Raw genomic sequence first — 24,931 nt, 5'->3', positions numbered from 1 at the left:
TTCAATAATGAATAATGATATTGAAAAAGATTTCAATTTAGGTGGAAGTGTTGAGCGTGCTCTTTCTGGTGACTACGAACTTAAGGTAGGCGAAGTGCTCAGAGAAGCGTGGAGCCATACAATCAAAAACTTTTTGTCGTTTTCTCCCGCTATTGTTGTCTTACTCGTCGTTCAGTTAGCGATTTTCTATATCGCGCTTAAACTGCAGTTAGGTGAACCATCTATTCTCTTTGATGCGTTCACAAATCCAGAGGCGTTTGAGCCTCGTATGATCCAAGCCATCTTTATTGCTAATTTCAGTTATGAAGTGGTGAGTGCTCCTATTTATGCTGGCGTTAGCTTAATGGCGATGAGCCACGCAGCAGGCCTATCTACGAAGCCTCGCCATATCTTGAAGGGGCTTCAGCATACCATGCCTGTAATTCTGGCGACTCTGTTTAGCTTATTGCTTCAAGGTGTTGCTGGCATGATTCTGCCATTCCTTTCTATGTATCTGTCCCTTGCGTTCAGTAACTCTATCCTTCTCATTTGTGAGAAGCAGATCCCACCGATGCAATCTTTACTGCTGTCATTACGTGCGGTGAATAAAAAGATTTTTGTTTTGGCAGGGATCTACTCGTTGGTTATGCTAATGTTCGTTGCTGCAGCCATGTTCTATGGTCTTGGTTTGATTCTTGTTTTACCGTTCTTCTTTCACGTGAAGGGCATAATCTATCGCAATATGTTTGGTATCAAACTCAAGATTGTCACAACGGATAGACCGAAAGATGAGGATGACAATGACGACGATTCACAAGTGTTCAATGCGTAAAAGTGAATTCATTGCTATCGCTACAGCTGGCTTAATCGCCAGCTGTAGTTTTTATAGCTACGAGAAAAATGAAGCACAGGAACGTGAACGCAGGAAGCAGGCTCAAATGCCAGAGTATTCGATTTCATTTGACGGTCACTCTGTGGGTCAAGCGCCAGACTTTTCAGCTATCACGGATGTGAAGGCAAAGAAACAAGCATTTTTCGACTATTTACGCCCAGGTATCGCCTTTGAGAACCAACGTATCCTCGATGAACGAAAGCGTCTAAATAAGATACAAGCTCGCTTACAAGCTGGGCAGCTTTCGAGTAATGATACGAATCATGCAAAGCGATTAGGCGAGCTTTATAACGTTGAACTTGAACCTTTTGGTATAAACCAACAATGGCTGGATCAAATGTTTCATCGCGTTGATGTGATACCGGAAGCCTTGGTTTTGGTTCAAGGGGCCAATGAATCTGCTTGGGGGACCTCACGCTTTGCGATTCAGGCAAACAATTACTTCGGTCAGTGGTGTTACAGCACAGGCTGTGGACTGGTTCCTATGGCGAGAGGTGAGGGGATGACTCATGAAGTCGCTAAGTTCAGTTCAGTACAGCAGTCGATTCAAGGTTACTTTATGAATGTGAACCGTAATCTTGCTTATGAAGATCTACGAGAAATTCGTTATCAACGCCATCTTAGTGGCGAAAGCCTCACAGATACTGATGCAGCGATTGCTCTGACCAATGGCCTGTTGAAATACTCTGAGCGGGGTGAGGCCTACGTCAAGGATTTACAAGCGATGATCAGGCACAATCAGGCGTTCTGGGAAGCGCCCCTAACTAAAGAATAAGTACCGCATAATCAATGAAAAAACTACCGTTAGCCTTTTTAGCAGCTACCCTCTCAACTGTGGTGGCACTGCCTGTCTCTGCTCAAGAATACATGTTTACCTACTCGAAGCTCTTTACTCACATGAAGCAAAATGTGAAAGAAGGACATGAAGACGTCAAAGTCGGGTTCTTTTTCCTCAATGCGGATACAAAACAAAACTGCATTATCGAGAAAGCATGGATGGAAAAAGAAGAACACTATGAAGAGTTAAAGTCTTCTCCTTACCACGAACTGATCGTTCCATTGGATAACAATCTTAAATCAGCTAACCCTCTGGTTTTTGTTCAAACTCCAAGAGATCAACGCTGTGATTTCTCAATGGTTGTGATGACTAGAGAGCCGCTTAAAGGCAAAGTTACTTATGAAGACGTTGAGAAATTAATGCCACAAATGCAGACGATGCTCGAGGATCTGGGGGGAATGTTTGCGAGTTGGTTTACGCCCGACGTTGAAGGCGTGACACTGGAATTCGCTGACAAACTGAACTCTAAAGTTGAATTCTCTGATGGTTCTAGCAAACCTATCATGGAAGGTAAAGTTCAGGTTGCTTTATCGGATATTGGTAAGGGGGGCTTTATGATACTGCCACAGGAAACAGCAAGAGTATTACCGTATTTACCAAAAGCAAAGTAATACTCGGATATACAAAAGGGCCGTAAATACGACCCTTTTTTAATACTCAATGTGTTTAGATGTTAGTGACGTCAAGTTGTAAATTCGGATCAAACTCTTGAACTCTATCTTCGTCAACGATCTCTTGTGTTGGCATCTCTTCTTTATCAAAACCGATATCCCCGCCATTAATAACACCAGAGTCTTTATCGATAGACTTAAAATCGAATAATTCATGATCAGCTAAGTGACTCGGTACTACATTTTGCATTGCACGGAACATGGTTTCAATTCGACCAGGAAAACGCTTATCCCAATCGTTCAGCATCTGCTTAATATTTTGACGTTGTAGATTTGGCTGAGAACCACACAGGTTACATGGGATAATAGGATAACCACGCATATCTGAGAATTTGATAATATCTTTCTCACGACAATAAGCCAGCGGACGAATTACCACATGTTCACCGTTATCTGATACCAGCTTAGGTGGCATGCCTTTCATCTTTCCGCCGTGGAACATGTTTAGGAACAGTGTTTCTAAAATATCGTCGCGGTGGTGACCTAGAGCAATCTTAGTCGCACCTAGCTCGTTCGCGGTACGGTATAGAATGCCACGACGTAGGCGAGAACATAGAGAACAAGTTGTCTTACCTTCAGGGATCTTGTCCTGAACAATCGAGTAAGTATCTTCTTCTACAATTTTGTACTCAACACCCAAAGACTCTAAGTATTCAGGAAGAATATGGCCTGGGAAGCCTGGCTGCTTTTGGTCTAGATTCACAGCAATTAGCGAGAAGTTAATCGGCGCACTTTTTTGCAAACTCATCAGAATATCAAGCATAGTAAAGCTGTCTTTACCGCCAGACAGACAAACCATAATGCGATCGCCTTCTTCAATCATGTTGAAGTCTTGAATCGCTTGGCCTGTATTACGACGAATACGCTTTTGTAACTTGTTGAAGTTGTATTGTTGAGCTTTTGTTAGCTCTTGAGTTTGCTCAGTCATTCGCTTGCAGTCTTAATCAATCATGAAACCAAAATGAAGTGGGTATGATACGGATAAATGAATTAGATGCCAGTTCTAATAAATAGAAGGCAATAAAAAATCCCCTTAAGTTATCTTAAGGGGATGAGAAGAGGCTGAATTACACGGCGGTTTTTGGGTCCAGAGGGCTTATATAACCTTGTGGTTTGAGGGCTAATACATCACAGTTTATTTTATCAATAACATGTTCAGCGGTATTGCCGATGAAAACAGCAGATAAACCAGTGCGGCCAGTGGTTCCAATGATCACCATGGCAGCATTTAATTTTTCGGCTGCTTCTGGAATGACATCTTCAGGCAACCCTTGTTCCACGATTGTTTGTTGTTCATCATAACCATGCTTCTGGCGTAATGCTTTCATCGCTGTGAGGTGATGACCACGAACCGCATCACTGTAAGTAGTAGGGTCAAATTCGGGTAGTTCGATCGTGATATTAGCCGGAGTGATAGGGTAAGCATTAACTAGATAGGGCTTAGCACCAAGGCGCTCTGTTAAGCTTTTCATCTGCTCAACCATACTATCATTGAGTCCGAGATGAGTATCATTTTCAGAGCCTACATGAACAGAGGCGAGAATGCTTGCATCTTCCGGCCAATCCGCATTTTTCACCAGTAATACAGGGCAAGGGCATTTACGAAGCAGGTGCCAGTCTGTTGGGGTGAAAATTACTGACTCAAGGACGTCATGTTTACGTGTGCCTTTGATGACAATATCGTGGCTTCCCGCAAAAGTTTCAGCGATGATCGCTTCGTAAGGGCGATTGTGCCATACCACTTTCACTTCAAAATCAATATTGTCATTCAAATAAGGTTTCGCAACATTTTGCATCCATTGCTCGCGTTGGCCAATAACACCACGGCGCATAGCGTCTCGTTCGTCAACGGACAACATTGAAGTCATGTCATAAGAAAAATCGTAGATAGACAAGAAGAAAGTCACCTGACTGCGAGAGCGACTTTTAGCAGCGAGCTGCATAGCACGAGCTAGGGCAGGTTGTTCATCTTTATTGATGTCTGCAACCACTAGTATTTTGTTATAGATACTCATAGTAACTCCTTAGGAGTGGGAGAGTTATATGACTAATGTAGCCTAGCTGGGAGAAGATTTTTAGAAAAAAAGCTGGGAAGGTGGAAAAAATATGACGCAGCTCTGTTTTGAGCTACGTCATTGAAGTTATTAAGATTCTGTTGAAACTCCAGCTAACTCCATTAGCGTGTCGTGGTCAAGAATTGTGATGTACTTACCTTTGACACTGAGAATTTCTGATTTTTGGAAACGACCCAATAGGCGGGAGATGGTTTCTACAGTTAAGCCTAGGTAATTACCGATGTCACCACGTGTCATAGTCAAACGGAATTCGCGAGGGCTAAATCCACGCTGAGAGAAGCGAGTCGATAAATTATAAAGGAATGCGGCTAAACGCTCTTCTGCATTTTTCTTAGACAGTAACAAGATCATCTCTTGATCGCCTTTGATTTCGTTACTCATCAAGCGCATGATTTGCTGACGAAGTTTAGGCATTTTTCCTGAAAGGTCGTCTAAGGTTTCGTATGGAATTTCACACACCATCGATGTTTCCAGTGCTTGTGCAAAACTTGGGTGTAGATCACCGGTGATAGCATCAAAGCCCACTAAGTCACCTGCGAGATGGAAAGCGGTAATTTGCTCGTCACCTTGCTCTGTGATTGTATAGCTTTTGATTGTGCCTGAACGAATAGCGTACAGAGACTTTAGCTCGTCACCCGCTTTAAAAAGCTCTTGTCCTTTCTGGATTGGCTTTTTTCGCTCGATGATTTGATCTAGTTGGTCCAACTCGGACTCATTCAGTGTAAATGGAATACACAGTTGGCTGATACTGCAGTCTTGACAGTGAATAGCACATCCACCGGATTGGACGCGTTTTGTTGCAGGCTTTTCAGAAATCATAACAACCTTCAAGATTTGATATACATCAATATTTTAGCACTCATTAATCCTAAAGGGTAGTTAAAAAAGCCGCAGAAAAACAGGAGTATATCAAGTTAATGATAATATGGTTATTGCTCCGTAAGCTGTGTAGATCCCGTAAGATAAAATCAATAACGCCCCAAAGTTGCGAAAAATCGTCGACTGTTGCAGTTTGTGCAAATAGGTGGCACCAAAGCCCATAAGCAGCATCGCAGGTAAAGTTCCTACCCCAAATGCGAGCATGATTAACGCCCCGTTAACAGCATTACCTGACACGGCAGACCAAGTTAATGTTGAATACACTAACCCACATGGTAACCACCCCCAGATAAAGCCAAATGGAAGCGCATGAGCAGGGGATTTCAACGGCAATAGTGATTTCCCTGCTGGGGAAATGAATTTCCACAGTTTCTGGCCTATCTTCTCGACGTAAAGTAAGCCCTGCCACCAACGACCAATGTAGAAGGCGAGTACCATCATGAATACTGCCGCTCCCAGCCTCAACCAAGTCAACGCGTTGTTCAATGAACTGATTTCGGCAATAGAAGAGATAGCACCACCAACGATGGCACCGATACTGGCATAACTCAACAGTCTGCCTAGATTATAAAAGACAGGAACCCATTTAGAGCTGTGGGTTTGCCCCATGGTAAGCACTGAAGCAATGCCTCCACACATTCCCATACAGTGGCCTGCACCGATGATCCCTATCAGTAGAGCGCCCAGCCAATCGGGTGTCATTTGTGGGGACTCTTGTTCTTCTCGTCTTCATCAAACAGGATGTTATGACCTTGTCGCTCTAGATCCTCAAATTGATCGCTTTTAACTGCCCATAGGAAGATTGCAATAGCGACACACACTAATACGATAGCAATTGGGATCAGAATATAAAGGCTTTCCATCTTATTTACCTTTCTCTTTGAGCAAGCGTAGAGAATTAGATACTACAATAATTGAGCTTGCAGACATACCAACAACTGCAAAATATGGTGCAACAAACCCAGCAACTGCTAATGGCAGAATCAACACGTTATATCCAAGAGACCATATTAGGTTTTCACGGATGATTTTACGTGTTTGCAAAGCCAGTGTTCGAGCTTCAAGAATCCGGTCAAGTTGGTCACCCAGAAGGACCATATCTGCTGAGGCCTTTGCTACATCAGCACCGCCCCCCATAGCAATTGAAAGGTGTGCTCCTGCAAGAGTAGGGGCATCATTAATGCCATCGCCAATCATCATTGTCACATCCGTTCCATCCACTTTTTTCAGATACTCAAGTTTATCTTGAGGTTTGGCTTCGGCAATAACGGTTTCGATACCGATTTCTTTAGCGACAACATTTGCATTTGATTCAGAATCACCCGTTAACAGAGTGACTTTGATGCCTGCCTGCTTGAAACGTTCGATGAATGTTTTGGACTCAGCCCGAATTGGGTCTTGGTATGTGAAGGTGGCAATGTGCTGATCATCAAGGCTTAGGTAAACGGAGTTAGGTTCCGCTTGAGCTTGTTCGCCTAATATGAAGTGTGCACTGCCAATCTTAACTTTTTTGCCTTGATGTACACCTTGAATGCCAGAGCCAATCATGTTTTCAACATCAGTGACTTGAATATCAACATTTTGATATGATTTAAAAGCTCTCGCGATCGGATGATTTGCGTGCGATTCCAGTGAGGCCGCGAGCGCTAAGGCTTCTTCTTTTGAGGTATCAGAGAAGGTGTTTACTTCACTGATCACTATATCGCCATGTGTTAGCGTGCCAGTTTTGTCGATAATAAGATGGTTGACTTTACAGAGAGTCTCAAAGACGTGGCCTTTTCGAAGTAATATACCGAGGTTACCCATTCGAGAAGTCGCACAAGTTAATGCGGTTGGTGTTGCCAGAGATAGTGCACAAGGACAAGTTGCCACTAAAACCGACAGCATGATCCAAAACGCGTCGTCAGGTTTAGTTTGATGCCAGAAAAACCAAGTGCCTGCTGCAATGACCAATATGATAGCGACAAAGTAGCGAGCGACAACATCTGCAATTTGCGCGATTTTAGGCTTTGATAGCTGGGCTTCATCTTGTAAGCGAACAATATTGGAAATCATTGAGTCTGCTTTTGTGGACATCACCTCAAGCTCGAAAGATTCTTCACCATTCAAGGTGCCTGCATACACATGGTCATCGATATTCTTGACCACTGGTACAGATTCGCCAGTTAACATGGATTCATCAATATGGACACGCCCTTTAATGATTCTCCCGTCTGCAGGAATGTGCTCTCCCGGAAGAACGCGAATTTGGTCACCGAGTTTGAGCGTTTTTACAGGGACCTGATCGCCATCCAGCTTTGTTGCAATAGCGGGGATAAGCTTTAGAAGGTTGCCACTTGCCGCTGCCGCTTTACGCCGAGCACGCATCTCAAGAAAACGACCTACGAGTAGGAAAAACGCAAACATAGAGATGGACTCAAAAAAGACTTCACCTTGCTCAGTGACGGTTGCTACCAAGCTGGCAAAGTACGCGAAGATCATGGCCAATGAGACGGGGACATCCATGCCTAGCGTTCGGCTGCGAATGCTTCGCCATGCATTGAGGTAGAATGGAAGGGCAGAGTAGAGCATTACTGGGGTTGCGAAGATTAAACTCACCCAACGAAAGTAGCTTTTAAATTCAGGCTCTAAGTCACCAAATACTTCCAAATAAAGTGCGACAGCCAGCATCATTACTTGCATGGTTGCCAAACCAGCAATACCCAGTCGATAAAGGTATTGCTTCATGGATTCATGATAGGCGGCTTCTTGTTTGTCTGCTTCAAAAGGTGCAGCTTTGTAACCGAGCTGATGAATACTAGAAAGCAGTTCGCTGAGTTTAGTTTGGGTTTTATCCCATGCTAGGATTGCGCGGTTTGTCGTAGTATTGACTCGAATAGAAAGAACGCCAGTACGAGTGGAAACTTGCTTTTCAATTAGCCAAGCACATGCTGCACATGAAACGCCTTCTAGTGACAAGGTCACTTCGGCTTTGTCTTCGGCGTTTCTCACAAACTCAGATTGGACTTCTTCGTTATCATAATGAATCAGTGCCTGAAGTTGTTCAGGCACCAAATCGGCTTTTTCCGCGGGGGCAGTACGATACTGGTAGTAAGAGACTAAGCCACTATCGACAATCGTTTGGGCGACAGTTTCACAACCAGGGCAGCACATTGCCCTGATTTCTCCTAAGATTTCGACTTTAAAGTCCGTGTTGACTGGTACTTCTTCACCGCAGTGATAACACGATTCACACATAAGCTGATCAGTTTGATAATTCTACAGGAGATGATGAAGGGAAGGTGACTCGGCCTTGAACCAACCAATGTTTATCATGTGGGGTGAGTTCAATAAACCACGGCCCCTGAAGCTCAGAATTTAGAGATAAACGGTATTGACCCTTTGCATCCGATGTCAGTAGCTGGCTGAAATCGCGATCTGGCAGAGTTCGGTGCGCGAACATAGCTGTGATCGCAGGAAAATGGTCTAGCTCGCCTTTGTCAAACTGAATGATGACATCATTACCATCGGAAAAGACCTTTGCTGACAAGCCTAAATCTCTTGCAACATTGATCTTCGAAATGTCGATGTTGATTCCTTTTCCTTTTTTATAGTAATCCTCAGTCACCAGAGACACCGAATTATTAGAAAATACGATGACAGTGATGATTGTCCAAACAACGACGGTTAACGGCAGGATGATTAGGAACCACGGCCAAAACTGCTTATACCAAGGCTTTACCATAAAAAAGTTCTCGATTAATAAAATAGAATCAGGGAGTTAACTCTAAAAGAAAGACAGCCCCATTACCATCTATAGAAAGTAAGGGGCTGTTGTTGAAATGTAACTTATTGTTCCGAGTTGCTTAAGCTCCAGACGTAAGCTGAAACGAGTTGGACTTTATCTTCGCCCAAAATGTCTTTCCACGCTGGCATCACACCAGAGCGTCCATTCATTACTGTTTCAGTCACATCGGCGCGAGAGCCACCGAACAACCAGTCCTGATCAGTCAAGTCAGGAGCACCAACAGCAGGGTTACCCTTACCATCAGTACCATGACACGCCGCACACACAACAAAGCGCGCTTTACCCGCTTCAGCTTCACGTGCGTTAACAGAGCGTCCAGAAAGGCTTAGCGTGTAGCTAACGACTTCTTTAACACCTTGCTCACCAAGCGCGTCTTTCCATGCTGGCATCTGACCGATACGACCTTGCATTACTGTCGTTACAATCGCTTCTGGCTCACCACCATATAACCACGCATCATCAGTCAAGTTAGGGAAACCTTTTTGACCACGAGCGTCTGAACCGTGACACTGAGAACAGTTTTGCAGGAACAATCGTTGACCTACTTTCACTGCTTCATCGTCAGCGGCGATTTCTGGGATAGGGCGCAGCTCAGAAGAGCCATCAACGTACGCCAGACGCTTGAACGCTTCACCGAAGTAAGTTTCAGCATCGTCTAGCTCTTTCGCGTATTGCACAAGCTGTTTGTTTTCTTGAGCTCTAGCGATAGATGCTTTTGATTCTTCCACGGTTGTCACTAGTTGGTCAGAACTCTGCCAGCCCAGCACACCTTTGAAGCTACCCATACCTGGATATAGCGTGAAGTAAACTGCTGCGAATACGAATGTACCAACAAACAGATATGTCCACCATTTAGGTAGTGGGTTGTTTAGCTCACGAATACCATCGTATTCGTGACCCATATCTGCACCTTCTTCAACGCCCATTTTATCTTTAAGGCACCAGAAGAGTAGTGCAGCACAGCCGACCAGTGTTCCGACTGTGATGATGATGATCCAAAGACTCCAAAATGTCGTCATTGCTTAGTCACTCCTTGTTCTTTTGAGGGCGTTTGCTCTTCATCGGCAAAAACAAGGTTCGCAGCTTCATCGAAGCGGGCTTGACGACTCTTGCCATATGCCCACCAAACTACACCTATAAAGCACACGAAAAGCACTATGGTCCAAATACCATGAATAGTACCGATATCCATAATTTCACCCCTTTATTACTTCATTGCGTGACCAAGAGACTGAAGGTAAGCAATGATGGCATCCATCTCTGTTTTACCTTCTACATCTTTAGACGCGTTTGCGATTTGTTCATCCGTGTATGGAACACCAAACTGATCGCGGAAGACGGTTAGCTTTTTCTCTGTGTTCTTGCCATCAAGAACGTTGTCAGCCAGCCATGGGAACCCAGGCATGTTTGACTCAGGAACAAGCTCACGTGGATCAAGTAGGTGAACTCGATGCCACTCGTCAGAGTAACGGCCACCAACGCGTGCTAGGTCTGGACCTGTACGCTTAGAACCCCATAAGAATGGGTGCTCATATACACTTTCACCAGCAACAGAGTAGTGACCATAACGCTCTGTTTCAGAACGGAATGGGCGGACCATTTGGCTGTGGCACACATTACAACCTTCACGGATGTAGATATCACGACCTTCAAGCTCTAGAGCTGTATATGGTCGGAGGTTATCCACTGGCTCAGTTGTTTGTTTTTGGAAAATGAGCGGGGTGATCTCTACAAGTGCACCCAAGCTGATTGCAAAAACAATAAGAATCGCTAGCAAACCGACATTGCGTTCAACAATTTCGTGGCGATTGTTAGAATTAGAACTCATTCTTTAAATCTCCTTATGCCGGCTGTGGGATAGCTTTAAGGCTATCTTTTGGCGCTGTGACAGTCTTATACGTGTTGTACGCCATCAAGAACATACCAGTTAGGAAGATGAAACCACCTAGGAAACGTACGAAGTAGAACGGGTAAGATGCCTGTACAGATTCAACGAAGCTGTAAGTTAACGTACCGTCAGAGTTTACTGCACGCCACATCAGACCTTGCATTACGCCAGAGATCCACATTGCAACGATGTATAGAACCGTACCGATTGTTGCCAACCAGAAGTGCGCGTTGATCATGCTCACAGAGTACATACGCTCTTGACCAAACAGGCGAGGAACTAGGTGGTATACAGAACCGATAGAAACCATTGCAACCCAACCAAGTGCACCAGAGTGTACGTGGCCGATAGTCCAGTCAGTGTAGTGAGACAGTGCGTTAACTGTCTTAATTGACATCATTGGACCTTCAAACGTAGACATACCGTAGAACGATAGAGATACGATTAGGAAACGAAGAATTGGGTCATAACGAAGTTTGTGCCAAGCGCCAGACAGCGTCATGATACCATTGATCATACCACCCCAAGAAGGTGCGAATAGCACCAGAGACATCACCATACCAATAGACTGCGTCCAATCAGGAAGCGCTGTGTAGTGTAAGTGGTGAGGGCCTGCCCAAATGTATAGAGATACAAGCGCCCAGAAGTGAACGATAGATAGACGGTAAGAATAAACAGGACGTTCAGCTTGCTTAGGAACAAAGTAGTACATCATACCAAGGAAACCCGCAGTGAGTAGGAAGCCTACTGCGTTATGTCCGTACCACCATTGAACCATTGCATCCACAGCACCAGAGTAAATCGAGTAAGATTTGCCCATGGAGACAGGGATCGCCATGCTGTTAACGATATGAAGAACCGCTACTGTAATGATGAAGGCTCCGAAGAACCAGTTCGCTACGTAGATGTGAGATGTATTACGCTTGATCAATGTCCCGAAGAACACGATAGCATAAGATACCCAAACCACTGCGATAGCGATGTCGATCGGCCATTCCAGTTCCGCATACTCCTTACCAGAGGTCATACCTAACGGTAGAGTAATTGCTGCGGCTAAAATGATTGCTTGCCATCCCCAGAAGGTGAAGGCAACAAGAGGGCCACCAAATAAACGAGTTTGACAGGTACGCTGTACAACGTAGTAAGACGTTGCGAACAGAGCACTTGTACCAAACGCAAAAATAACCGCATTAGTATGCAGAGGACGTAAACGACTGTACGTCAACCACGGCGTATCAAAGTTTAGCTGTGGCCAAACTAATTGAGCGGCAATCAAAACACCAACGCCCATACCGACAATACCCCATAGAATAGTTACTAAGGTGAATTGACGGACGACCGTATAGTTGTAGTTTTGTTCAAGCTGCTTTTCTTGGCTCATTTGCATGCTTCCAATTTCTAATTAACTACACTTTACTTCCAACACGACACATGTCGTAATGCCACCCAAACCATTAAAGAAAATGACGCCGAAACAGTCGGTTAAACTTTCTTGCCGATTTTTAAAAAAAGTGGCATTTTCAGCCGCCAACTATACTGCATTTAACAATTCAATGACAGGGTAGTAACCTTACGGCTGGTCAGGTTTTGACCTTTTATTTTAAAACTTTGAAGTTTGTTACACGGAGAACTCTACCGAATGGCAGCCGAAAAACTGACACGCTCCCGTTTTGCTCAAATAATCATCATGTTAAGCCTTTTAATTACAGCGTTTATTTGGCGAACACTCACTTATCATGAACAGAGAAATGTCGATTGTGAGTTGAAACCAAGTTGTACTTTTAATGTTAAAAACAGTTCTATCAATGCATCTCTGGAAGGCTCAAAAGTGATTGTCGAACAGCCTATCGGAAATTGGCATCTGAGTAGTGAAAATTCACAGCTGAAAATCGAAAATAAAGATGACAATTGGGAGATCGAACTCCCATCGAAAGAGGATTTTGAACTCACTCTTCAAGATCTCGAAGAGGCTCAAATTATTGGTATCAAGTTCCGACTTTAGGTTTAGAAAACCCAGCATGCCAGATCTGTAACTTAAGAATTGAAGTGATGGCCATTTACCTGCTGAGTTATTTGTGGAGGTAAATGGCCGTTGATTAAGTGGTCAGATTATTACTCGTTCTGCTTACTTTCCTTATCCCTTTCTTCATAGGTCACACTCGCCGGTTGGTTAGAGTGAAAAACAATTTTGAGATTCTGTGTAGCATTATATGGAATAGTTATCTGTGTTGAATCAGTTTCATAGTTTACATCTAGAGTATTAACGAAAGATTGAACGGAATGAGTCTCTCTTAGAGGTAATATTAATGAGACGATTTTGAACGATTCACCTGCTTTAAGGTTTTTTGAAGCACTAAACCATTCCCTATTCTCAGGATCCCATCGGTTTTCTGTCGATCTTATGTCAATATCTTCAGCTGAGCTATCGAAGAATATCAAAGTGTCATTGTACTGCAGCTCTCCTGTAGGCAAAGGGGTTGGTAACATTTTCAGTCCACCTCTAAGAAGAACCCAGTTATCTCCCTCTAGAGATTTAAACTGTGGCAATACCTGATAAATTGCCCCGCCTTTATGCTCTCCAGAGTAAGTTGTGGTAGGGGAAAGTGTGTCTAAAACGACAAGAGCGCCGTTGTGAAGAAGGACAGTTTCCCGCTGAGTTGTGACTCCAGGGTACTGGTACTTATGGTATTTCACTATGCCATAAGCGGCATCTTCAGACAGTTGCTGAGTATTGTAATGCTCTAATTCGTAATCAAATGATGGGCTGTACCCCATAACTTCATCAAATTGATCGGTACTGCCAGATGCAGCAACTTCCTTGGAAGGGTAAGGCGCTTCTGGGTAGTCGTATTGAGCTGGATTAATATAGATCCCACTTGTTTTATTGGCTTCTGACCATCGTTTCAAACGAGTGACAGTATGTGCACCATTGAAGTTATGATTATCAATACCGGAGCGGTGATCAGCGGCGGCCTTATGTTGTGTATAACTCAAGTCCATCAACATGTATGGGGCTCTTGGGTGATGCCCAGTCGATAGAATTAACTTATCTTGTACATCGACATAGTTACTGTCTCCTCGACCTAATAGTAACCCGTTATACTCGCAGCATGAGGTAATACGAGGCGTCGTTCGAGAGAGTAAGTCGCCAGAGTTTGGTTTTGCTAGCTCAATATCGAAGGCATCAATACCCAGTGGCCAAAGGTCGGGGACATATTCTTTCCCTGTAAATGGTCCATGATCTTGATACATAAAGGCTTGATATTTTCTCGCCATGTATAAGTAGTGAGGGTGACGCCATAGCCGATAGCCCATTTTTAAAACCCATGGGAGGTTATCACCAGCTGATATTTTGATCTGACCAGAAGAAATGCTTTCCATCGATTTACCCCATTTCGCAGACTGTCCACTAGGCATAATGGTTCTCGACATACGATCCATCATTCTTAACAAGTGTTCAGATTGAATAACATCGCTTTCTAGGCCGTGCCTTAATGCTATATTCAGAATGATCTGAAATCCGGTATTAACATCGTAATGGGGAGAGTTATCGCCATCATAAGATGTTTGGGTCACGTTCAGCCAAAAAGCAGAGAAAGCTTCTTTCATCTTGGGGAATAGGGGGGAGTTTTTATAGAGCAAACTCACCGTAGAGGCGACATCCATAGCAAAGACTTCTTTGTTGTAGCCTGTTGTGTAATAAGGACCGTCGTAATAGGGACCTAAGCCTTCTAAATTTTGGTTTACAAAGTCCTCAAAACGAGCTCTAAAAGCGGTAGCTTCCTCAGTATTGCTATGGAAGGCATCTAGCCTATCTAGTGCCCAAGCGTAGTCCATATAACGTCGGATTGGCGTTACCTGCCTTAGATCGTTAACTTGTCCGTCACTATCTTCGATTACCTGTGCAGCAATTAACCGGGCTTTCTCTGCTTCTGCATAAAAACGATTGACGGCGTAGTCACGCCAGTGAGGAAAGAACTTCTCATCCGTGATCAAAGTGATCATGCTACGGAGTGCGGCTTTGGAGTCATCCTGATTGTTATTTAGGGCTATGAGCTCATCAATAACCTGCTCACTATTACCGGATTTATCCTGCTCAAACAGATAAGCAATATAATCATCTCGTACAGTTTTCAGTTGATTCTCACGAGACAATATTTCTTCGTCACTCTCAAAGTGGGGCACATAGTCCATAGGGTATAGATAAGCGTTATGGCTAGGCGCTTGCTCTGGTGAGTTGGCTAATTCGTCAAGTTGATTACCATCACCATCTTTTGGTATTTCAGCAACATCGAGACTGTGATCTAAGCTGAATACAAAACGATCAATGGCGAACCCCTTTTCTCGGTCACTGATTGAAAAAGTTAGGGGTTTTCCTACTTGTTGTTCAGAAACAACGAAATTAGTGTCTATTTGGAACCAAAAAAACTTTCCTTCAGAAGGGTTAGTTTGGGGATGAGACTCTTTAGTACTATCTTGGGATTGCCGGCTCCCATCACGTAGTAATTCTTCAGAATCAAAAGCCTTAGCGTAGAAGAATGAATCTTCGTTTCCGTAAGATGATCCGTCACCAATTTCAAACATTGAACGTCGATAGTAGAGTCGGTAAGTGCCTGGTGTGTTAAAAACAACCTGATATTGAACGGTTGATTGCTGCATTGGCAGTTGGTAGCGAAAATCAGCAAGCAGAGCGCGATCTTGTGAGGGGGGATAACTTGAGTCTGCGGGTAAAACAGACGTCCCAAAATCTGAGGTAAACTCGTTGATTCCTACTACATTGAACCCATCGTTTTCACCATTATGGCGAATGATGTGATGGTAATCTTCGGCTTCAAATGCAATATAATTGCTCTCTGCTTCCTGATAGAAGGTAGTAGCCATAGTGAGTGATGTAAAACACATGCTCAACACACTAAGCCCCGTTGTTAATGTCTTCATCCTTTTGTCCTTTTCATCCTTTTAAGGATTTTCAGTAGTAGTTCAAAAGTAGAAGGCTTGGAAATGATTCATTATAAAATTATATTTTTTATCCAGTTCAATATGCCTAGATAATCTCAGGTTCTGACCTGATACTACACAGTAGCCATTTGACGCAAATTCAAAGACTTAAAACAAACAACACCAAAGAGAGGGAACTTGGTCTGAGAGCAGGGGGTGGCTGCTACTCTTCATACGTTAAATGAATGCAATGACGTATTGTGTGTACATCCAGTATGGTAGTCTTGCCAAACTAAACACCAACATTTAATTCTAAAACGGTAAAGGCGGTGGAACTTTGGCTATTGATTGGCATTAGGGAGACTGGAATGCGCTTAATTCTATGTTTGATGACAATGTTTTTGTCAGCTTCAACATTTTCTCAAACGGGTATACCTAAGATGAGTGCTGAAAACGGTTATATCGAGCCGTTTAAGATGTTCGACAATGTTTATTACATCGGGGATAAGTGGGTTTCTTCCTATGCGATAGATACATCAGCAGGTTTAGTGATTATTGATACCCTTGATTTTCCATACAGTAAATGGATTCCCAAAAACTTGCAGAAGTTGGGATTAGGCGATAAATCGGTGAGCTATATTATTGTAACGCATGGACATTCCGATCATGTGGGTGGGGCAGAGTTTCTGCAATCCATCTACAATTCCAAAGTGATCATGACAGAAAAGGGCTTAGAGCTAACTAAAAAGCAATCGGAAAAGAGTAAAGGTGAGAATAAATTCATGCCACCGAAAGTCTTTAAATTTGCCGAAGATGGATCTGAAGTTTTGTTAGGAGACACAAAATTTAAGTTTTACATCACGCCAGGGCATACCGAAGGTGACTTGTCGATTGATTTCTTAGTTAAAGATAATGGAAGCGAATATCGCGCTTTTGTCGTTGGTGGGCATGGCGTCAATTTCCAAAATCCTGCTCTCGCTAAGCTATACTTCGCGAGCATGAAGAGAATCAAAAAAATCGCCGAAAGTAGCCCAGTTGTAACGGTTAACTTGTCTAATCACCCTCATAAAAACAACCTGTTTGCCAATCGAGATAGATTGAAAGAGGCAAGTCCCAATAACCCTTTTATTAGCGAAGATAACTTTTTCAACTTTGTTGACCAACAAGTAGACTTAGCTACAAAGGAACAACAGAAAGCGAGCAAACCAAAAGTTAACTGAGCATTATCCCATTGAAACTCGGACAATTTCTGATGATTCAATCTTAAAATACAGGCTTGGAGAAAGATGGATCCGCTAACACAGGGGTTAATTGGGGCGGCGTTGCCTCAGTCAGTATGCAATAAAAAACACGTACTCGTTGCCGGTGGTTTAGGCCTGCTTGCAGGAATGTCACCAGATTTGGATGTGCTGATTCGTTCTTCTAGCGATCCTTTATTGTTTCTGGAGTACCATAGACAGTTTACTCATTCACTTTTCTTTATCCCTTTCGGTAGCTTGCTTTGTGCTTTGGTCTTGCATTGGCTCTTAGCTAGAAGGTGTGGGCTAGCGTTTGGTCAAAGTTGGTTATATTGCACACTTGGTTATAGTACCCATGCGTTGCTTGATGCCTGTACGTCCTATGGCACTCAGTTGCTTTGGCCTTTTACTCAAGAGCGGTATGCATGGAACATGGTGTCTGTGGTCGACCCCATTTTTACTTTTCCGATCTTGATATGCCTTGCCGTTACGTTTCGAAAGCCAACACCTTGGGGAGCAAGGATTGCTTTGCTATGGGGTTTGACCTATCTATCTTTGGGCATCATACAAAAAGAAAGAGCTTACAACGAAGGCTTGCAATTGGCTCAGGAGCGAAATCATTCTCCAAACCGAATAGAGGTGAAACCGAGCTTTGCTAATATACTGGTGTGGAAAGTGATTTATGAAACAAACGGACACTATCACGTAGACGCCATTAGGCTAGGTAGATCTGCCAAAATTTACAGCGGGGAATCAATTGCCAAGTTAGATATTAATAGAGATCTTCCATGGCTCAAACAGAATTCACAACAGGCTAAAGATATTGAACGCTTTCGCCGCTTTTCAAACGGTTATCTAGCCCTACATCCAAATGATAAATTGAGTGTTATTGATGTCCGCTATTCCATGATCCCTAACCAGTTTGACCCAATGTGGAGTATCAAGCTTTCACCTTCTTTAGCCCCAGAACAGCATGCTCGATATGTTACAAACAGAGAGCATTTCACGACAAAGAGGCAAGATTTTTGGGAGATATTGCTCGGTCTCGGAGGTGGTGCTAGTGAATAACAAATCCTTTGTGTTGTCAGCTCTGTGGCGGAGCAGTAAAACACCCAATAATACATTTTTGTTACGGTAAAGAATTTCAGGACATTCATACCAATACACTCTATGCTTTCTTTAATTAGATAAAAAGGAAAGCGTATGAATCACTTTACTCGCAGACTTTGTTTATTTTTGGCAGCCGCTTCCATGTCTCTTTCCGTTTGGGCCTCAACGACTCTTAGACTGGCATACTCGGATGTCGAATCTTATCCATTTCAGATGGGGAATGGGGCTAGTGTCGCTAATCCTCCAGGACTAGCATTGGATGTAATCAATCATGTTGCATTACAATTGGACTTGAACATTGAATATGTACGCCTACCTGGAAAGCGAGTTCTACAAGATATAGGGACGGCAAAAGTCGATGGGGGTTTCATCTTTTCTTTCAATACACAGCGTGCACAATATGCTAGTTATCCAATGAGTGATAACAAGCCTGATGCCAGTAAGCGTATTGCAACCATAGGCTACTATTTTTATACATTGCAAAATCATACCTTGGAATGGGATGGACAAAGCTTAGCGGATACAGATCAAAAAGTCGGTGCCCACCTAGGCTTTTCTATCGTCAGAGAGTTAAAGAAAAAGCAATTGAAAGTACATGAAGTAAAAACAACGGAGCAATTGTTTACCATGCTTCAATTAGAACGTTTATCGGCAATTGCTGTACAAGATACAATGGCACAACAGTTTTTGAGTAGCCAAAAGATGAACAACATTAAACAAATTGAACCGGCAATCACAACCAAAAATTATTACTTGGTATTGAGTCATCAATTTGTTAAAAAAAATCCAGAACTTGCAGAAAAAATATGGGAAGCGATTGAAGCATCTAGAGATGAAGTGTTCTTAAAACAGAAGGATAAGTATATTGATTGATTTGCCGTGAGTTACAGTGTCACTTTTTAATGTTGCAAGTAAAGGACTAACGTTAAGCGTATTCAAACAGTAACTGGCTTTGGTCCTGTTTGTCTATTAGATCTCGGATTTCCTGAACAAAGTAGTAATGCTCCTCATAGAATTTATCACCTAGCAACAATGTATGTGGCACGATGTCCACCACTAATTCGAGTCGTGAACTTGGCAATAAAAAGTGGGCCGTATCTTGTCTTAGGCTGACTAGTAAGTCACCAAGTTTTTTTAGTTCAGCCAAAATGACATTTTGTGCCAACCCTTTTTTGTGCAAATGGGTTTCCCAAAACCAGATGATCAAATGATCTTCACAAGCAATCGCCTTACTGTCTGGAAGAGGCATGGTTTCCATGGATGCAACCTTATATTTGTGTTTTACTCACGGAGTGAGCTTCAATGCATAAGCAATAATAGCAAACCTTATCAAAATAATTGAATATCAAAAAGTAATGCTTACACAGTTTTACATTACAGATATGAGAAATCGCCAAAATTCCACGTTATGAGCTAACTTTTACAGTACAAGTAAAATTATTAGTTTTGTAAGGGAACAAGCCGATATGATTGGTTTTGTTAGAAACGTAATAACTCTCAGCCTACTACTGTGTACTATCAGCATATCCGAAGCCAAACTTCGCTTTGCCGTTGTACCCAAAGAAGAGCTCAACCCATTCTTTGATGCCAGTAGGGAAGGTTGCATGGCTGCGGCCAAAGAGTTAGAGAATGTGGAGTGTATTTATCGAGGTCCCAAATCGGTTGATGTGCGAAAGCAAGACAAGATCATTGCTGAATTGTTAGATGAGGGAATAGATGGCATTGCCATCGCTGTATCTCAGTCGGAGTTTATGCTTGAAAATAGTATGAAACAAGCAAAGGAGTTCGGTGTACCAGTAATCACTTATGACGCAGACTTCGCACAAGAAACCCTAGCTAGCTATCCAGAATTAAGAGCTGCTTATATAGGCACTAATGATTATGAATTAGGAGAGGCGTTAGGTGAGCAACTGAAATCTCAACTCCCTAATGGTGGTACAGTGATCATTCAAAGTGGACGTCCAGATTCACCAAATTTAAACCTAAGAGTGATGGGAGTACGCTCAGCGCTATCAGGAAAGCAGTACTTAACGCCTCCAGGTGAGCGCTTGAAAGGCGAAAATGGCTGGACAGAGTTCAGTCAACCCCTATACAATTTTGGTCAATTTCATAGAGCATTAGAAGACCTTAAGAACGTACTCAATTCCTATCAAGAAAGAAAGATCCATGCAATTGTGGCAGTAGGGGGCTGGGCTCAGTTTTTAGAAGAGTATAGAGATGTTGCTACACCTCACAAAGATGCCATACTAAACAAAGAAATCATTATAATCACGGCTGACACTGCTCAAGAGCAATTGGAATACCTAAAAGATAATTTAGCGCACGTCAATATAGGTCAAAACCCTTATGAAATGGGTAGGCAAGCCATCTTAACTCTCTATAAGCTTGCCAATGAGCAGCCAGTAGAGGAGGTGATGTATATCCCGATGACTTACTGTACCCCCGAGAATTATCAGAGCTGCACTAAGCACTAACAAGAAAAATAAGACCACCCAATATTGGGCGGTCTGATATAACCCCTATATCTAATGCTAAGTGTCTAAGATGTTTCTTACTATTAATCTTCGCTGCTTAGATAGAATGGAAGCAGTAACAGAACAATGATAAGTCCATAAAATAGTGGGAGAAATGCTACGCTCAGACCCACAAATATGGCTTCTGTATCACCAAAAACATTTCCAAAAGTTCGGATGACACCAATCATGACACCTAACAAGCTGCTCACAACACTCCCATAAATAGCGCACCGAATTGCTACAACGCGAGAACTTAAGTAACCAACAGCTGTTGCAAACAAGGTAGGAATTATAACAATCATAAAGCTAGTTAAATCGATAAACTGAATTGGATCACCGAGTAACGCCACATCATTAACAATAAAAATAGTTGCCAAAATAAAGGCAATTTTTACTCCCCATTTGATCATATTTACCACCAATATCCGTACATCATGGTGTTTGGATCTCGAGGTAACTTCAGCATAGAATCTCTGTCCTGCATATAACGTCGAACAAAGTTTCTTTGTTTAGCACCGGATGATGGAAGCTCACTGATGGGCGAGATTAACCGTTTAACTTGCGGATCGGTAATAGGAGTGCCTCTTTCTAAAGCCTCACGTAATTCAGGTACAAGGACTTTGTACCATTTATTGGCATCTTGTTTGCCAGATACACGGCCGTAAATGTGTTCTGCCGCTGACGTAAGAAGTGAAGTAGCCATGACAACCTCTATTTTATAAATAGTTCTTCTAAGTAAATGATAAGCAAGAACTATATCAAATGTTCAGAGGCGATATAGAGGTTTGTGTGAACAAAGTGTGTGCTTGGTTTCATAAATGAGGGATTTAGCCCAACTTAGCAAACTAGGCTGAATGATTTATTACCTTTCTTTGAGACTGCACTTAGGGCTGCGTCCTTCAAACCAATCGTGGTGTGAGCCATCAATTTGAACCAGTTCTCCTAAACAATCACGGCGATAACGAGGTTGGTAAACGCGAGGCTGACGTTGTGAGTGTGGCACCCAGAGACCATCGGCGATCATCCATTGACGCAAGGTCTCATTGGAAACGGGTAAGTTATGGTTTTCTAATAACTTTTCTTGCGCTAATGCCGGGCCGAAATCCACAAACCTATGTATAGAGCTAAGGCAATTACTTTTACAATGTATAATTGAAGTTTTTTGTTAGGGGTATTTGGATACATGAAAAAGTTTTCTATTAGTTATTTCTGGTTCAGCCAACGCATCTTTACAGGACTGCAACAACTTATACGTTGACCGTATAGTGGTAGAGAAAGGTGCGGGACTATCAAATAAAATGGGAGTCGATGAGCTCCCTTTTTTGGAGATTTGCTACGGATAGAGAGTTTAAATGAAAGCCCTTTAGTCAGATATTCCGATAAAAGCCAGTTCATTTGAATGAGGCTTGGGATTACTCGTGTTTACTGCAACATTTACTTTTTTACCCGTGGTTTTGGCGGTGAGTGCAACAGACAAAAAACCACTCATAGCTCTACTATCTATATCTGTGTGAGTCCAATTTTTGCCGCCACATTCGTTTTTATACTGTATGACTAAACTATTTTGCCAGTATAAGCTGTCGTCTCTTTTCCCTTGTACATATACCTGAACAATTTCCGAGTTATCACAGGTTACAACTTCAGCGTTTACAACCACTGGCATAGATAGCAAGGGCGACAAAAAAATTAGTTTTCTAAACATTAAAGAACTCCAACAAAATCAACGGCGAATAGACAGGAAAACTACGATGTGAAACACCGAGTAGACTTTTTAGTTTTCCATCGTGAATTGTACATGCCATAACAGTCAGTTATCAACAGAAGCGATCTCATAACGCGTATAAACAAAAGGAATTATTTGTTGTGTTGTGAGAAGAACGATGATGGGCAATAGTTGAGTTATGTTGTTCATACCATCAATAGTGCGCATTATGTGCCCTTATGTTCAATGGAACTGGTATCACATTAATTTATGAATTAATAAACTCTTGCACTTTAGCGAGAGTAAATCATGAAGTATCACGAAATGACAAAAAATTATTGTTTTCGTGAATTTGAATGCGGCTTATCCATCGAAGAAACTGCGAAATTATGTTTTAAAAGTGTGAGCACCATCAAGAAGTGGGACGCAGGACAAGAGATACCGAGAGAGTGTAAAAGGCTTATGAGGATGCATAAAAAGCTAGAATTATCGCATCATGACGATTGGTTCGGCTTCAGTGTTCGAAGCCATCTATTAGAACTGCCTACAGGACAACGAGTGACACCTCAGCAAATACTGGCAGGTATTGCTTTGCTAGAAATAAATTCAGAATTGGAAATTAAAACATCCACAAAGCTTATCAAGCTAGCTAGGTGTATTAGTTCCATAAAAGGATAGGGAAGTAATTCCCCCTTGCCCAAATTAAGGGGGAATCGGTTTATTAGCATTAATGTTGGTGAAGATTAAGAGTTTGTACCACTTAATAAAATTACGGTATAAACCCCGTTAACTTTAAGAAAATTAAATTCAGGATAAGAATAATACAACTCCACATCCCTAACGCATTTACCCACATAAAAACCTTAAATTTTATTGATTTGGTGGTTGAGCGTTTACGTATAAATGGATACTTGAACCAGTAATCAAAGCATCGGCTAGCTATCTCCCAAGACAACTGATATTTAGGACGCATATAGCCATAATCGTCGTAGTACTTATCAAGGTCTTTCGCGAGTTGCTTGTCCATGAAAATAATATGTCTAAAACTACCTAGAGAGACAATCGCATTCATTATCACAGCAGGTATAGCCCAAACGGTGGCATAGGTTCCAAAAATCAAGCCTAAAGAAGCAGAAAGCAACTCGTACCAAGCCATTAGATTTCTTCCTCTATACTTGCTATTACGTCATCTGCAGCTTCATATAGGAAATACAGCCCATCTCCAATAGATTTTCCTACTGTAGATCCTACTACACCACCGATAGCGCCTCCTACAACAGCGCCACCTATTGCAGCAACGGCCAATACAGGAGCTGAAGCTGTCACACCAACAGCAAGTACAAACAGTGAAGCACCCGCAGTACCACCTTTAGCTCCACCATACCAACCGCCAATAAAGCCCCATACTTCACGGGTCGTTGTTTTTCCACAGTTCCCCGTACTATCGACCTTACATGCCTCATAGATATTATCGACTCCACTTACCGCTCCAACAGTGAGACCGATGTAACCTAAGCCCTTAGACGCTGAAATACCAAGTGCAATATTGCCGATCCGTTTCCCTAAATCTTTGACAAACCCTGCCTTGAGAATTTCATCGGCATTATGAACCATTGATCTAGAGGAGAGCTTGAGATTGCGCTTCACTTGCGTGTGAATGGGAAGCTGAACACTGCGTTTAGACAACATCGCAAAGGAGCCATCCAGCTTTTTAAATAAGGCGGCACGCTGCTCAAAAAATCGATTATTATTGACATAGCCTACTTTTCGCTTGGTTTCGAGGTGCTGAACATGCAGAGTATTGATTTCTAACAACACATTCTGAATATTTTTCAGATTCTGTTCGACCAACGCTGAGGTTGCTCCTACTCCGGTTGCCACTTGTGCATAGTAATCTGTAGGCAACCCATCATTACGGATCCGTTCATCGAGCTGATGAGAGAATAAATCAAAGTGACGATTGAGTGTGGCGACTTCTTCATCCGCTAGCTTGCCTAACTCAGCACTGGCAATTTTGGCTTGTTCTAGCCATTCATTAAATAAGCGTTGGTCATCTGGTGTTTTCGGCTCTGTCGTGGGTAATAAAACAATCTCTCCCTGACGCACTGGCTCATTCAAATGAGTATTGCACTGCTTGATATACAGCTTTTGCTCTTCTTTGGTTTCAGCCGTAAATAGGCTCGCCCACAACGCCTCTTGGGATTGTGTTACAGGCGATTGCATCCAACCAAGTTCAAATACTTGTGCTGCTTTTTCACGTTCAGAAATGACTCTTTTTCGGTTTTCTGCCCATCGTTGTTCATCACTTTCTGAGTACGTTAATTCGGCCTTACGTTCTAGGCGTTGACGTGCTGCACGCTCTCTTGTGGTTTCTTGTCTGACTCCTGGTGCTACAGGAGCGGATTCATATCTCATGGG

At 42.7% G+C, this 24,931-nt stretch carries 27 protein-coding genes and 1 pseudogene; 9 read left to right on the top strand and 19 right to left on the bottom strand.

The genetic code is table 11. The features are described from left to right. Positions 1 to 7: 7 nt before the first annotated feature. The 3 genes from CTT30_RS07915 to CTT30_RS07905 are packed head-to-tail and all read left to right on the top strand — an operon-like array spanning position 8 to position 2,320. Positions 8 to 811 carry a DUF2189 domain-containing protein gene (locus tag CTT30_RS07915; protein ID WP_252034518.1) on the top strand — a complete coding sequence of 268 codons (804 nt, stop codon included), beginning with the start codon at positions 8 to 10 and terminating at the stop codon, positions 809 to 811. Further along, positions 804 to 1,646 carry a glucosaminidase domain-containing protein gene (locus tag CTT30_RS07910; protein ID WP_370689712.1) on the top strand — a complete coding sequence of 281 codons (843 nt, stop codon included), beginning with the start codon at positions 804 to 806 and terminating at the stop codon, positions 1,644 to 1,646. Before CTT30_RS07915 ends, CTT30_RS07910 begins: the two co-directional genes overlap by 8 nt. 14 nt (positions 1,647 to 1,660) lie before the next feature. Further along, positions 1,661 to 2,320, top strand: coding sequence for a DUF2987 domain-containing protein (locus tag CTT30_RS07905; protein WP_252034513.1), 660 nt, complete (start codon positions 1,661 to 1,663; stop codon positions 2,318 to 2,320). A gap of 55 nt (positions 2,321 to 2,375) precedes the next feature. On the opposite strand, the gene ttcA is transcribed toward CTT30_RS07905, so the two are convergent. The 11 genes from ttcA to ccoN all read right to left on the bottom strand — a co-directional run bounded on the left by ttcA (position 2,376) and on the right by ccoN (position 12,390). Beyond that, entirely contained in the window at positions 2,376 to 3,308 is a 933-nt protein-coding gene (ttcA, locus tag CTT30_RS07900; protein ID WP_239836942.1) for a tRNA 2-thiocytidine(32) synthetase TtcA, read from the bottom strand. A 139-nt stretch (positions 3,309 to 3,447) separates the two neighbouring features. Beyond that, positions 3,448 to 4,395, bottom strand: coding sequence for a universal stress protein UspE (gene uspE, locus CTT30_RS07895; protein ID WP_239836940.1), 948 nt, complete (start codon positions 4,393 to 4,395; stop codon positions 3,448 to 3,450). Positions 4,396 to 4,524: 129 nt separating this feature from the next. After that, positions 4,525 to 5,274, bottom strand: coding sequence for a fumarate/nitrate reduction transcriptional regulator Fnr (fnr, locus tag CTT30_RS07890; RefSeq protein ID WP_239836938.1), 750 nt, complete (start codon positions 5,272 to 5,274; stop codon positions 4,525 to 4,527). Positions 5,275 to 5,364: 90 nt separating this feature from the next. Beyond that, positions 5,365 to 6,036 carry a sulfite exporter TauE/SafE family protein gene (locus tag CTT30_RS07885; RefSeq protein ID WP_252034511.1) on the bottom strand — a complete coding sequence of 224 codons (672 nt, stop codon included), beginning with the start codon at positions 6,034 to 6,036 and terminating at the stop codon, positions 5,365 to 5,367. Further along, a complete protein-coding gene (ccoS, locus tag CTT30_RS07880; RefSeq protein WP_239836935.1) occupies positions 6,033 to 6,197 on the bottom strand; it encodes a cbb3-type cytochrome oxidase assembly protein CcoS in 165 nt (54 codons plus the stop codon). The genes CTT30_RS07885 and ccoS overlap by 4 nt, the downstream gene beginning before the upstream one ends. 1 nt (position 6,198) lies before the next feature. Next, positions 6,199 to 8,571 (bottom strand): heavy metal translocating P-type ATPase, encoded by a 2,373-nt coding sequence (locus tag CTT30_RS07875; RefSeq protein ID WP_252036585.1) that lies wholly within the window; start codon positions 8,569 to 8,571, stop codon positions 6,199 to 6,201. A gap of 7 nt (positions 8,572 to 8,578) precedes the next feature. Beyond that, complete coding sequence (locus CTT30_RS07870; protein ID WP_252036584.1) at positions 8,579 to 9,058, bottom strand: FixH family protein; 480 nt, start codon at positions 9,056 to 9,058, stop codon at positions 8,579 to 8,581. Between the two features lie 104 nt (positions 9,059 to 9,162). Continuing rightward, positions 9,163 to 10,140, bottom strand: coding sequence for a cytochrome-c oxidase, cbb3-type subunit III (ccoP, locus tag CTT30_RS07865; protein WP_239866423.1), 978 nt, complete (start codon positions 10,138 to 10,140; stop codon positions 9,163 to 9,165). Then, positions 10,137 to 10,313, bottom strand: coding sequence for a cbb3-type cytochrome oxidase subunit 3 (locus tag CTT30_RS07860; protein ID WP_239866425.1), 177 nt, complete (start codon positions 10,311 to 10,313; stop codon positions 10,137 to 10,139). Before CTT30_RS07860 ends, ccoP begins: the two co-directional genes overlap by 4 nt. A gap of 15 nt (positions 10,314 to 10,328) precedes the next feature. Then, positions 10,329 to 10,949: a cytochrome-c oxidase, cbb3-type subunit II gene (ccoO, locus tag CTT30_RS07855; protein ID WP_239866427.1), complete on the bottom strand. Its 621-nt coding sequence runs from the start codon at positions 10,947 to 10,949 to the stop codon at positions 10,329 to 10,331. Positions 10,950 to 10,962: 13 nt separating this feature from the next. Continuing rightward, on the bottom strand, positions 10,963 to 12,390 hold the full coding sequence (gene ccoN, locus CTT30_RS07850; RefSeq protein ID WP_239866429.1) for a cytochrome-c oxidase, cbb3-type subunit I: 1,428 nt from the start codon (positions 12,388 to 12,390) through the stop codon (positions 10,963 to 10,965). A 258-nt stretch (positions 12,391 to 12,648) separates the two neighbouring features. Here ccoN and CTT30_RS07845 point away from each other — a divergent pair, with 258 nt between their 5' ends. Then, positions 12,649 to 13,011, top strand: coding sequence for a hypothetical protein (locus tag CTT30_RS07845; RefSeq protein ID WP_252036583.1), 363 nt, complete (start codon positions 12,649 to 12,651; stop codon positions 13,009 to 13,011). 110 nt (positions 13,012 to 13,121) lie between these two features. Here CTT30_RS07845 and CTT30_RS07840 read toward each other — a convergent pair whose 3' ends face one another. Continuing rightward, positions 13,122 to 15,947: a hypothetical protein gene (locus CTT30_RS07840; RefSeq protein ID WP_252036582.1), complete on the bottom strand. Its 2,826-nt coding sequence runs from the start codon at positions 15,945 to 15,947 to the stop codon at positions 13,122 to 13,124. Between the two features lie 368 nt (positions 15,948 to 16,315). Between CTT30_RS07840 and CTT30_RS07835 the strand changes: the two genes are divergently transcribed. The 3 genes from CTT30_RS07835 (at position 16,316) to CTT30_RS07825 (ending at position 19,168) form a co-directional block, all read left to right on the top strand. Next, a complete protein-coding gene (locus CTT30_RS07835; RefSeq protein WP_252036581.1) occupies positions 16,316 to 17,167 on the top strand; it encodes an MBL fold metallo-hydrolase in 852 nt (283 codons plus the stop codon). Positions 17,168 to 17,233: 66 nt separating this feature from the next. Beyond that, complete coding sequence (locus CTT30_RS07830) at positions 17,234 to 18,253, top strand: metal-dependent hydrolase (protein WP_252036580.1); 1,020 nt, start codon at positions 17,234 to 17,236, stop codon at positions 18,251 to 18,253. A gap of 135 nt (positions 18,254 to 18,388) precedes the next feature. Beyond that, positions 18,389 to 19,168, top strand: a complete 780-nt coding sequence (locus CTT30_RS07825) for a substrate-binding periplasmic protein (protein ID WP_252036579.1) — start codon at positions 18,389 to 18,391, stop codon at positions 19,166 to 19,168. 52 nt (positions 19,169 to 19,220) lie between these two features. Here CTT30_RS07825 and CTT30_RS07820 read toward each other — a convergent pair whose 3' ends face one another. Continuing rightward, positions 19,221 to 19,553, bottom strand: a complete 333-nt coding sequence (locus CTT30_RS07820) for a hypothetical protein (protein WP_239866442.1) — start codon at positions 19,551 to 19,553, stop codon at positions 19,221 to 19,223. Between the two features lie 208 nt (positions 19,554 to 19,761). Here CTT30_RS07820 and CTT30_RS07815 point away from each other — a divergent pair, with 208 nt between their 5' ends. Then, positions 19,762 to 20,769 carry a substrate-binding domain-containing protein gene (locus tag CTT30_RS07815; protein ID WP_252036578.1) on the top strand — a complete coding sequence of 336 codons (1,008 nt, stop codon included), beginning with the start codon at positions 19,762 to 19,764 and terminating at the stop codon, positions 20,767 to 20,769. Between the two features lie 83 nt (positions 20,770 to 20,852). On the opposite strand, the gene CTT30_RS07810 is transcribed toward CTT30_RS07815, so the two are convergent. The 4 genes and pseudogenes from CTT30_RS07810 to CTT30_RS07795 form a co-directional block, all read right to left on the bottom strand. Beyond that, on the bottom strand, positions 20,853 to 21,221 hold the full coding sequence (locus tag CTT30_RS07810; RefSeq protein ID WP_252036577.1) for a hypothetical protein: 369 nt from the start codon (positions 21,219 to 21,221) through the stop codon (positions 20,853 to 20,855). Between the two features lie 2 nt (positions 21,222 to 21,223). Continuing rightward, positions 21,224 to 21,514, bottom strand: a complete 291-nt coding sequence (locus CTT30_RS07805) for a hypothetical protein (RefSeq protein ID WP_252036576.1) — start codon at positions 21,512 to 21,514, stop codon at positions 21,224 to 21,226. Between the two features lie 171 nt (positions 21,515 to 21,685). After that, positions 21,686 to 21,922 (bottom strand): annotated as a pseudogene (locus CTT30_RS07800) (ISNCY family transposase); the annotation flags it as partial. A 252-nt stretch (positions 21,923 to 22,174) separates the two neighbouring features. Continuing rightward, positions 22,175 to 22,513 carry a hypothetical protein gene (locus CTT30_RS07795; protein WP_252036575.1) on the bottom strand — a complete coding sequence of 113 codons (339 nt, stop codon included), beginning with the start codon at positions 22,511 to 22,513 and terminating at the stop codon, positions 22,175 to 22,177. 309 nt (positions 22,514 to 22,822) lie between these two features. Between CTT30_RS07795 and CTT30_RS07790 the strand changes: the two genes are divergently transcribed. Further along, positions 22,823 to 23,191 carry a regulator gene (locus tag CTT30_RS07790; RefSeq protein WP_252036574.1) on the top strand — a complete coding sequence of 123 codons (369 nt, stop codon included), beginning with the start codon at positions 22,823 to 22,825 and terminating at the stop codon, positions 23,189 to 23,191. A gap of 91 nt (positions 23,192 to 23,282) precedes the next feature. Here CTT30_RS07790 and CTT30_RS07785 read toward each other — a convergent pair whose 3' ends face one another. Then, complete coding sequence (locus tag CTT30_RS07785) at positions 23,283 to 23,669, bottom strand: hypothetical protein (RefSeq protein ID WP_252036573.1); 387 nt, start codon at positions 23,667 to 23,669, stop codon at positions 23,283 to 23,285. Beyond that, on the bottom strand, positions 23,669 to 24,928 hold the full coding sequence (locus tag CTT30_RS07780; RefSeq protein ID WP_252036572.1) for a hypothetical protein: 1,260 nt from the start codon (positions 24,926 to 24,928) through the stop codon (positions 23,669 to 23,671). The genes CTT30_RS07785 and CTT30_RS07780 overlap by 1 nt, the downstream gene beginning before the upstream one ends. Positions 24,929 to 24,931 lie beyond the last annotated feature (3 nt).

This window comes from Vibrio coralliilyticus (assembly GCF_024449095.1).
Taxonomy (GTDB): domain Bacteria; phylum Pseudomonadota; class Gammaproteobacteria; order Enterobacterales; family Vibrionaceae; genus Vibrio; species Vibrio coralliilyticus_A.
The sequence above is the reverse complement of the archived record's forward strand: the minus strand, read 5'-3'. Positions and strand labels throughout refer to the sequence as shown.

What these genes read in the sequence shown, in the direction of transcription:
- CTT30_RS07905 (WP_252034513.1), top strand. Translation starts at nt 1,661, where the DNA reads ATGAAAAAACTACCGTTAGCCTTTTTAGCAGCTACCCTCTCAACTGTG.
- CTT30_RS07875 (WP_252036585.1), bottom strand. Translation starts at nt 8,571, where the DNA reads ATGTGTGAATCGTGTTATCACTGCGGTGAAGAAGTACCAGTCAACACG.
- CTT30_RS07805 (WP_252036576.1), bottom strand. Translation starts at nt 21,514, where the DNA reads ATGGCTACTTCACTTCTTACGTCAGCGGCAGAACACATTTACGGCCGT.
- CTT30_RS07870 (WP_252036584.1), bottom strand. Translation starts at nt 9,058, where the DNA reads ATGGTAAAGCCTTGGTATAAGCAGTTTTGGCCGTGGTTCCTAATCATC.
- CTT30_RS07915 (WP_252034518.1), top strand. Translation starts at nt 8, where the DNA reads ATGAATAATGATATTGAAAAAGATTTCAATTTAGGTGGAAGTGTTGAG.
- ccoN (WP_239866429.1), bottom strand. Translation starts at nt 12,390, where the DNA reads ATGAGCCAAGAAAAGCAGCTTGAACAAAACTACAACTATACGGTCGTC.
- CTT30_RS07860 (WP_239866425.1), bottom strand. Translation starts at nt 10,313, where the DNA reads ATGGATATCGGTACTATTCATGGTATTTGGACCATAGTGCTTTTCGTG.
- CTT30_RS07790 (WP_252036574.1), top strand. Translation starts at nt 22,823, where the DNA reads ATGAAGTATCACGAAATGACAAAAAATTATTGTTTTCGTGAATTTGAA.
- CTT30_RS07795 (WP_252036575.1), bottom strand. Translation starts at nt 22,513, where the DNA reads ATGTTTAGAAAACTAATTTTTTTGTCGCCCTTGCTATCTATGCCAGTG.
- CTT30_RS07815 (WP_252036578.1), top strand. Translation starts at nt 19,762, where the DNA reads ATGATTGGTTTTGTTAGAAACGTAATAACTCTCAGCCTACTACTGTGT.
- ccoP (WP_239866423.1), bottom strand. Translation starts at nt 10,140, where the DNA reads ATGACGACATTTTGGAGTCTTTGGATCATCATCATCACAGTCGGAACA.
- CTT30_RS07845 (WP_252036583.1), top strand. Translation starts at nt 12,649, where the DNA reads ATGGCAGCCGAAAAACTGACACGCTCCCGTTTTGCTCAAATAATCATC.
- CTT30_RS07780 (WP_252036572.1), bottom strand. Translation starts at nt 24,928, where the DNA reads ATGAGATATGAATCCGCTCCTGTAGCACCAGGAGTCAGACAAGAAACC.
- CTT30_RS07835 (WP_252036581.1), top strand. Translation starts at nt 16,316, where the DNA reads ATGCGCTTAATTCTATGTTTGATGACAATGTTTTTGTCAGCTTCAACA.
- fnr (WP_239836938.1), bottom strand. Translation starts at nt 5,274, where the DNA reads ATGATTTCTGAAAAGCCTGCAACAAAACGCGTCCAATCCGGTGGATGT.
- CTT30_RS07830 (WP_252036580.1), top strand. Translation starts at nt 17,234, where the DNA reads ATGGATCCGCTAACACAGGGGTTAATTGGGGCGGCGTTGCCTCAGTCA.
- CTT30_RS07785 (WP_252036573.1), bottom strand. Translation starts at nt 23,669, where the DNA reads ATGGCTTGGTACGAGTTGCTTTCTGCTTCTTTAGGCTTGATTTTTGGA.
- CTT30_RS07820 (WP_239866442.1), bottom strand. Translation starts at nt 19,553, where the DNA reads ATGGAAACCATGCCTCTTCCAGACAGTAAGGCGATTGCTTGTGAAGAT.
- ccoS (WP_239836935.1), bottom strand. Translation starts at nt 6,197, where the DNA reads ATGGAAAGCCTTTATATTCTGATCCCAATTGCTATCGTATTAGTGTGT.
- CTT30_RS07840 (WP_252036582.1), bottom strand. Translation starts at nt 15,947, where the DNA reads ATGAAGACATTAACAACGGGGCTTAGTGTGTTGAGCATGTGTTTTACA.
- ttcA (WP_239836942.1), bottom strand. Translation starts at nt 3,308, where the DNA reads ATGACTGAGCAAACTCAAGAGCTAACAAAAGCTCAACAATACAACTTC.
- CTT30_RS07910 (WP_370689712.1), top strand. Translation starts at nt 804, where the DNA reads ATGCGTAAAAGTGAATTCATTGCTATCGCTACAGCTGGCTTAATCGCC.
- uspE (WP_239836940.1), bottom strand. Translation starts at nt 4,395, where the DNA reads ATGAGTATCTATAACAAAATACTAGTGGTTGCAGACATCAATAAAGAT.
- CTT30_RS07810 (WP_252036577.1), bottom strand. Translation starts at nt 21,221, where the DNA reads ATGATCAAATGGGGAGTAAAAATTGCCTTTATTTTGGCAACTATTTTT.
- ccoO (WP_239866427.1), bottom strand. Translation starts at nt 10,949, where the DNA reads ATGAGTTCTAATTCTAACAATCGCCACGAAATTGTTGAACGCAATGTC.
- CTT30_RS07885 (WP_252034511.1), bottom strand. Translation starts at nt 6,036, where the DNA reads ATGACACCCGATTGGCTGGGCGCTCTACTGATAGGGATCATCGGTGCA.
- CTT30_RS07825 (WP_252036579.1), top strand. Translation starts at nt 18,389, where the DNA reads ATGAATCACTTTACTCGCAGACTTTGTTTATTTTTGGCAGCCGCTTCC.